5 protein-coding genes are annotated in these 6,389 nt (G+C 75.0%); all 5 read left to right on the top strand.

The genetic code is table 11. The features are described 5' to 3' along the window. Positions 1–92 precede the first annotated feature (92 nt). The 5 genes from AB1578_21270 (at position 93) to AB1578_21250 (ending at position 6,115) form a co-directional block, all read left to right on the top strand. Positions 93–704 carry a hypothetical protein gene (locus AB1578_21270; GenBank protein MEW6490428.1) on the top strand — a complete coding sequence of 204 codons (612 nt, stop codon included), beginning with the start codon at positions 93–95 and terminating at the stop codon, positions 702–704. Beyond that, positions 698–1,543: a hypothetical protein gene (locus tag AB1578_21265; protein ID MEW6490427.1), complete on the top strand. Its 846-nt coding sequence runs from the start codon at positions 698–700 to the stop codon at positions 1,541–1,543. The genes AB1578_21270 and AB1578_21265 overlap by 7 nt, the downstream gene beginning before the upstream one ends. Continuing rightward, positions 1,540–1,752 (top strand): hypothetical protein, encoded by a 213-nt coding sequence (locus tag AB1578_21260; protein ID MEW6490426.1) that lies wholly within the window; start codon positions 1,540–1,542, stop codon positions 1,750–1,752. The genes AB1578_21265 and AB1578_21260 overlap by 4 nt, the downstream gene beginning before the upstream one ends. Next, a complete protein-coding gene (locus AB1578_21255) occupies positions 1,749–4,709 on the top strand; it encodes a cytochrome c3 family protein (GenBank protein MEW6490425.1) in 2,961 nt (986 codons plus the stop codon). The genes AB1578_21260 and AB1578_21255 overlap by 4 nt, the downstream gene beginning before the upstream one ends. Before the next feature lie 92 nt (positions 4,710–4,801). Then, on the top strand, positions 4,802–6,115 hold the full coding sequence (locus AB1578_21250) for a HEAT repeat domain-containing protein (GenBank protein ID MEW6490424.1): 1,314 nt from the start codon (positions 4,802–4,804) through the stop codon (positions 6,113–6,115). The last annotated feature ends 274 nt before the right edge of the window (positions 6,116–6,389 follow it).

Raw genomic sequence — 6,389 nt, 5'->3', positions numbered from 1 at the left:
CCTGGAGAGGTTTCTCGAGGCCGACCCCTTCGGACCGGTCTCGGGGCGGGCGCGAACGCTCCTGGGGGAACTGCGGGGGGAGCCGGCCCATCATGAGTAGCGTGACGGGTAGCCTTCCCCTGCGGGTCGCGCTCAGCGGGGGGCTCCTGGGCCTGCTCCTGTGGGGGGGCTGGGCCTACCTCGGGCTCCCCCTCCGGGTCCGCCCGGCCGCGCCGCCGCCGGTGTGGGAGGCTCCGCTCCCGTCTCACGCGTACCACGCGCCCCACCGCTTCCAGGTGGAGCCGCTCGAGGCGGGGCCGGAGAGCCCGTGCCTCGGCTGCCACCCGAATCCTCCCCACTGGCGGTCCCCCGTGCACCGGGCGTTTCTCAACCTCCACGTGTCGTCCCTGGACTGCGGGGTGTGTCACCTGAAGGGAGCCCCGGTCTCGGTGCGGCGGTTCCGGGGGGGGGAGGTGGTCACCCGAGACGGCCTCCTGTCGGGGGAAGGGGGGCGCCTGTACGCGGCGGTGGGCTCGGGGCAGGGGTGGAGCCGGGTCCTTGGGGCCGGCCCGGCCGTGGGTCTCGCCGACCGGGGTCCCCGGTGCTCCCAGTGCCACCGCCGGGGCAGCACGCTGCTCGCGACCGACGGGCTCTACGATGCCTACCGGCGCCGGGTGCTCGAGGACCTGGCGGTGCTGCGGCACCTGGGAGAGCGGCCGTGGTGAGGCCGCTCCTGGCGGTGGCGGCGCTGCTGGCCGGGCTGGTCCTGGCGGCAGAGCGCCCGGGGGCAGGGGAGGGATCCCTGGGGGAAGCGGTCCTGGCCGGCCTGCGGGGGGCCTTCGACTTCGTTCCGAGCCCCGGCGCAGCGGGCGCCTTCGTTCTGGAGGACGGGGCTCGGCGGGTGGTCTTCCTTCGGGAGAAGGGGCGCAGCGAGCCGCTTCCCGGGTTGCGGGCGCCCCGAGCCGTGGCCCTGGACGAAGACGGCGTCCTGCTGGTCCTGGATGGGGAGCCCGCGTGGACCCTGGTCGGGTTTCGCGGGAACCGGGAGGCGTGGAGGGTCCTGCTGCAGGGAGATCTCTCTCCCCGATCCCCCGTGGCGCTGGCGGCGCGAAACCAGGTGGTCTGGGTGCTCGACCGCGATCCCCCCCGCGCCTTCCTCTACGCTTACGGCGGCGCCGGGCTGGGGTGGTCCGACCTGGCGGGTCACGCCCGCTCTCCCTTTTCCCTGGCCCTGGGGACGGCCGGAGAGGCCTTCGTCTCCGATCCCCTCGGGCCCGGCGTGCTGCGCCTGAGCCCGACGGGAACTTTTCTCGGCCTCCTCTCCCTCGGGGGTTCCGGCGTGACCAGGCCCACCGGGCTCGCCGTGGCCGACGGGAGCCGCGTCTGGGTGAGCGACGGGGTGACCGGGCGGATTTCGTGTTTCGACGCGGGGGGTGGGGGCCGCTGCCGGGCGGACGTGCCCCGGTTCGAGGACCCCTTGCGCCTGGGGTGGGCCGAGGGGCAGCTCTGGGTGCTGGAGGCCCGGCCAGGCCGGGTCCGGCGCCTCGCGAGGGAGGGGCCATGACGGTGACGCGTTGGGAGTATGGTCAGATCTTCGTTGCGAATCCCGAGCCCTTCGGGGGCCTCCCCAAGGAGGGCCTGGACCTCACCCGCGCCGGGCGCGCCGGCGCCGAGGGGTGGGAGCTCGTGGCCTCCATCCCCTACACCACCCCCCAGGGAGAGGTGCGCGGCGCGTTCCTCCTCTTCAAGCGCCAGGTCGCCGGGCCGGGATGATCGGCCTCCTTCTGCTCCTGGTCCTTCTGCTCCCGACCACGGTCTGGGGGTCCGCAGACGGCCTCCCCTGCGTGCTGTGCCACCCGTCCCGGGACCGGGAGGTGTTCGAGATCCTCTCCCGCACCCCGGGGGTCCTGGTGGGGAGCGAGGGCTCCCAGGCGTTCGTGTGCCTTTCGTGCCACAACGGGTCGGTGGTGGACAGCCGGGACCGGCTCCTGCGGGGAGGGCAACACCCCGCGGGGGTGCGGGTGAGTCGGGCGCTCCCCGCCGAGTACCCGCTCTACGGTGCGGGGCAGATGACCTGCGGCACGTGTCACTCGCCCCACGGGGAGGGTCCGGGAGCCGCGCGGTGGCTTCGCGTCGCCCCCGACGGGGTGGCCCCCTGCGCCGGGTGCCATCCGGCCCGCCGGGGCTCCCACCTGGGCCGGTCCCTCTCGCCCGAGAGGACCGGCCGCATCCGCGGGGCCGGGGGACGGCCCGGGTCCGCCGAGGACGTCACCTGCCTCACCTGCCACACGCCCCACGCAGCCTCGGGAGACCGGCTCCTGGTGGCGCCCTACGGCGCCGAGCGCGACGACCTGTGCCGCACCTGCCACCCGGGGGTGTCCGTGAAGGGAGTGGCGGCGGGGGGGCGCTCCCGCCCTTGCAGCCAGTGTCACGCCCCCCACGGCGATGCCCCCCGCCTCTTGACCGGAGGAGAAAAGGGGCCTTGCATCCCCTGTCACGCCGACCGCCGAGGTCCGGGAGACCACCGGGTGGTCCACCCCGCGTGCGCCGAGTGCCACAGCGTCCACTCCCCGGTGAAGATGGGCGGCCGCTCCGCGGGACTCCTGCGGACACCCGCCGAGGGGGGCCTCCTGTGCGAGCCCTGTCACGCAGACCTGGGGGCACGCCACCGCCCGGGGTCGCCCCTGGAAACGGTGAATGCGGGGCTGCTCCGGGCTCGCGGGCTCGCCCCAGGGGCCGGCGGGGCACTGGAGTGCACCACCTGCCACCGGATGCACGGCGCTCCCCATATCCCGCTGCTCGCCCTGGGCGACGAAGTGCTGTGCCTGTACTGTCACGAGGACGCCAATCCCTACGGCGCCCGGGGAATCAAGCCGGGTCCTCACCCGGTGGGCGTTCTCCTGCGGGGTGACCGACCGGCTGCGGCAGGAGGCCCTTCGCCGGGCGGCTCGGCGGTGCTCACCTGCACCACGTGCCACCGGGCCCACCTGCGGACCGGGAGCGGGCCGGCCCGCCCCGAGTCGGATTGCCTGGACGGCCACCCCCAGCGGCGGGCCGCCGCCGGCCACGGGGGCGTGGTGGGGTGCGGCGCGTGTCACGGCATCCACGCCCAGACCCCGCCGGCCCAGACCTGCGCCCCTTGCCACCCCGACGCTGCTTCCGGGCTCCACCGGCCCGACCAGCCCCTGGGGCCCGGCAGCCTCCCCGCCTTCGATGGGTCCGGCGCCAGGGCGGCGGCCGGCACCATGGGGTGTCCCACCTGCCACGACCCCCACGGCACCGGGGCGGCCAAGCTGCGCAGGCCTTCTCCTGCCCAGACCTGCCTGGCGTGTCACGAGGGCAAGGAAGCCGTGCAGGGGGGTGCCCACGACCCGGTGAAGCTGGGGAGCCGCCCGGGTTCGTGCGGCCCGTGCCACGACGCCCACGGCCGGCAGTCCCCGTCGGGCCCCGACCCGGCGGGCGACGGATGCCGGGGGTGTCACCCGGAACAGGAGGTGCCGGAGAATCACTCGCCCCGCGGGGCACCGGCCTGGCGGCGACTCCGGGAGGACCTGCCCCTCTTCGGCCGGGATGGAGAGCGGGCTGCCTACGGGTTCGTCACCTGCCCCACGTGCCACGACGTGCACCGGGCCGAGGGGACCCGCGCCCTGCGGCTTTCCACGGGCCCGGAGCCTCGTCTATGTCTCGCCTGCCACTCGGAGAAGGCGACGCTCCTGGGCACGGCGCACGACCGGCTCGGACCCCCGGGAGAGGGAGCCTGCCCCGCCTGCCACGAGGTCCATCGGGCCCGGGGCCCGGCCGGGCAGGGGCCCGCGCCCTGGCAACTGCGGGTTGGCGCCGCGGGAAGCTGGAACGACCGCAAGTGCTCCCCCTGCCACACTCTGGCCTCCGATGCGCCGGACTCCTATGGCGGCACCGGATCCCACCCGGCCAACGTCGCCCTTTCCCGGGACGTGAAGCCCCAGGGGCTGCCCCTCTTCGATCCCCTGGGGGGGCCGTTCGGGAGACTCGTGACCTGCGCCACCTGCCACGAGGTCCACGGAGTCCGCGATCCCGAGGGAAAGGGTGCGATTGCAAGGTTTCTGCGCAAGAGCCCGCGGGAAGGGGAGCTGTGTGTCTCGTGCCACCCGCGCCAGGGCGCCGTGGTCTCTACGCCCCACGACCTGCGCAGGGGGTGGCCCACGGACCTCGGCCCCTGCGGCCCCTGCCACGTGGCGCACGCAGCCCGCGGACCCCGGGCCCTGTGGGGCCTGGACCCGGCGCCCGGGGCGTATCTCCCCAACACCCTGTGTCGGTCCTGCCACCGGCAGGGCGGGCCGGTGCAGGGGGAGTTCCTGCTCCTCCAGCACCACATGAAGGACGCCGAGGACCTGCGCACCCCCAGGGGCACGAGCTACCTGCAGCGGCCCATGACTCTTCTCGACGAGCGGGCGCTGCGCACGGGGGAGAGCCCGGTGATCCCGCTCTACGATCGCGATGGGACGGAAGGGCCGGTGGGCGGGCTCCAGTGCGTGAGCTGCCACGACCCCCACGTCTGGAGCCCCATGGGGCCCTTCATCAAGCCCGGCTTCGGTGCCCTGGGTCCCAACGTCCCCACCCGTTTCCTGCGCCTCGCGGACCCCGCCGCCGCGGCCCGCGGCGCTTGCGCGGCGTGCCACAAGGCCGACGCCCCGGAGCGCTACCGCAAGTATCACCTGGTGTGGGGAGACGTGGGAGAGGAATTTCGTTGATCCCCCGCGGCTCCTCGCCGGCGGGTTGCCGGTGAGTCGAGGGAGTCTTGGGGCTTGTCCTGAAAGGCGTTTTGCCGATACGTTTCCCTGCCATGAGAGTCTGCGCTCGCTTGCCCCTGCTCCTCGCCCTTTGGGCGGCCCTTGCGCTGGGGGCCGCGGCGGGGCCCGGCCTGGCCTCGGAAGGGGCCGAGGAGTTGGAGGTCCTTCGAGCCGAGATCGTTTCGGAAGACGGCAACACGAGACGCAAGGCCGCCGAAGGCCTCGGGGCGTGTGGAGACCCGGCAGCAGTGCCGCTCCTGGCCGAGGCCTACCGGGCCGAGGGGCGCGACGCCTTCGGGGTCAAGGCCGCGTGCGCCGAGGCGCTCGGCCGCACCGGGCGCCCGGAGGCCGCGCAACCCTTGGGCGAGATGCTGGGGGATCCCGACTATTGGGTGCGCCGCAAGGCGGCGGAGGCCCTGGCCCACGTCCCCGGGGAGGGCGCGACCACCATCCTCCTGCGTGCGGCCGCCGACCCCGATCCCCGGGTGCGCGCCCAGGCCCTCTTGTCCCTGGCGTCGCGGCGGGAGTCCCGGCCAGCCTTGGAGGCCGGTTTGCGGGACGCGGACGACCGTGTGGCGGCGGCGGCGGTGGAGGCCCTGGCGCAGTGGGAAGGGGAGGGCACCCGGGCCCTGCTCGCCGACGCCGCCAAGAGCCCCGCCTGGCGGGTGCGGCTGCGGGCCGCGTCCGCCTTGCTGCGCCGGGGAGACCCCCTGGGTGGCCAGGTGCTGCGGGAGGAGATCGTCTCGGGCGCCCACGGGGGCACGGCCCTCCGGGAAGCCGCAGCGGCCGGGGCTGCTGCGGTGCCCTTGCTGCGCGACCTCTACCGCGACCCCGGCCTGGTCGAGCCGGAGCGGGTTCTCGATGCTCTGGAGGGGGTCGAGGGCCGGGAGGCGGGAGAGTTCTTCGTCTCCCTCGCGTTGGATGCCGCCGCCCCAGCCCCCCATCGGCTCCGGGGGGCGTCTTCGGCTTTCGACCGCAGGGCCGAGCTCGCGCCGGCCCAAGTGGAGCGGCTGGCCGGCCTCCTGGAGGCGCAGGACCCCAACCTGGTGGGGGTGGCTCTCCAGCTCCTGGGAGAGGGGGGCGGCGCTTCCCACCTGTCCCGCATCGCGCTCTTGGCCTCCCACGAGAATCCGGTGCTTCGGCACTTCGCCCTGGTGAACCTGGCCCGGTACGGGGGGCCGGAGCACGAGGCCCACCTCGTGGAGGCCCTCTCCGACCCCAACGGGGCCAACGTACGCCTGGCCCTCGAAGGCCTGGGCCGGGTGGGCAGCGCCGCCGCCCTGCCCCCGATCCGTTCGCTGGGCCAGGACGTGCGGCTGCGCCGCTACGCCCAGGCCGCCGCCGAGGCCATCGAGGCCCGCCGCTGAGCCCTTCGGGTGCTGGGCCGCTGGGCCGCCGGGCCGCCCCCGGAATCCACCGCCTAACCTAGGGGCGGGGTCCGGGAGCGCCGGAGCGTAGTCCCGTACCGCATCGACCGATCCGCCCCAGTCCATGGAAACCGGTGAGGCCAGGCGCACCGGTTCCGCGAGGGACCCCTCCTCCAATTGCCGCGGATTGCGGGGTCGCTCCCGCCCCTCCTGGGCTCCGCGACACTCGCCCTTCCTGGCCAGCGGCGGAGCGCAGGGGCTCCCGGACCCCGCT

This window comes from Thermodesulfobacteriota bacterium (assembly GCA_040756475.1).
Lineage (GTDB): Bacteria > Desulfobacterota > Deferrisomatia > Deferrisomatales > JACRMM01 > JBFLZB01.
The sequence above is the reverse complement of the archived record's forward strand: the minus strand, read 5'-3'. Positions and strand labels throughout refer to the sequence as shown.